At 37.2% G+C, this 1,154-nt stretch carries 1 protein-coding gene; it reads right to left on the bottom strand.

The window, feature by feature from the left end; all coding sequences use genetic code 11:
- On the bottom strand, positions 1–1,154 hold a 1,154-nt coding region (locus FYJ50_RS10445; RefSeq protein ID WP_154461698.1), incomplete at both ends, for an IS3 family transposase.

The raw sequence follows: 1,154 nt of genomic DNA, 5'->3' as shown, positions 1-1,154 counted from the left end.
CATGTTTTACCATTCAATCTTTTTTGAGGATAATGATTGATGTAATAATCTAAGGTTCCTTTGATAGCTTGTCTCATCTCTTCTTTAGATGTTATGTTTGGATACAGAATAAACAACATGTCTTTAAATTGTCCCTGGAAGCCTTCACACACACCGTTATCGATGCACTTTGATACACGTGACATAGATTGTGACATTCCATATTCATCCAGCTTAAATCTATATACTTGTCTTGTATAGGCGAATCCTCTGTCTGAATGTACTAAGGGTGTTGCCTCAGGATATGCATTATGAGCGTTTTCTAGTGTCTGATCAGCTAAAAATGCATCGTTTTTATCTGATACTTCTAAAGCTACCGGAAACCTGTCATAGAGATCAATCATAGGCGATATGAATAGTTTCTCCCCTGTTGCAGGTATCTTGATTTCCGTAACATCCGTACACCATTTTTGATTTGGACCTGTCGTATTGAAATCTCTGTTAAGAATGTTTTCTGCCGTATGTTCTGCATTAGATCGAATGTATTTGTATCTGGATCTACGTCTATAAGAGGATTTGATATCATTGATGCACATCAATCGATAGACTCTATTATGACCACATCCATATCCTTCGTTTCTTAGAGTGTAGTACATGGTCATAGTGCCAAAAAGAGAGCCGTTGGAATTTGATATTTCCCTGATTCTAGATGTAATTCTTTCATCTTCATGTTGTTTGTCCAATTGTTTGTAAGAAGGTGATGAGTGTAGCCACTTATAATATGCACTTCTGCTGATGCCCATGATTGAGCACATCTCCTTTATCGGCCAGTTGCGATCCTCATGTAACGATTGTATTAGCGAATAATTTTTTATCTTTTGTTTTCTTATAAGATAAATTCTTTTAGCCTTCGGAAGACTCGCCAAACAGGTCTTTTCGAAGGCTTCGTCTTTTTTTAATAGTTCAAGCTCCATCTCCTGTCGTCTGTTGATTCTTTCAAGCTCGGCTATTCTGCGTTTTGCTTTTTCCAAATCAGTCAATTGTTCTTCTGCCTTACGTTTACCACGTCTATCTTCTAGAGCGTCTTCACCCTTGGATTCATATTTTTTGACCCAGTTATAGATCTGGGCGTAATTTCCACCATAAAATTCAGCTGTACCTTTATAATCATGATT

Origin of the sequence: Floccifex porci, assembly GCF_009696175.1 — a bacterium.
In the GTDB taxonomy this organism is placed as follows: domain Bacteria; phylum Bacillota_I; class Bacilli_A; order Erysipelotrichales; family Erysipelotrichaceae; genus Floccifex; species Floccifex porci.
This window is presented reverse-complemented; position numbering and strand designations above follow the sequence as displayed.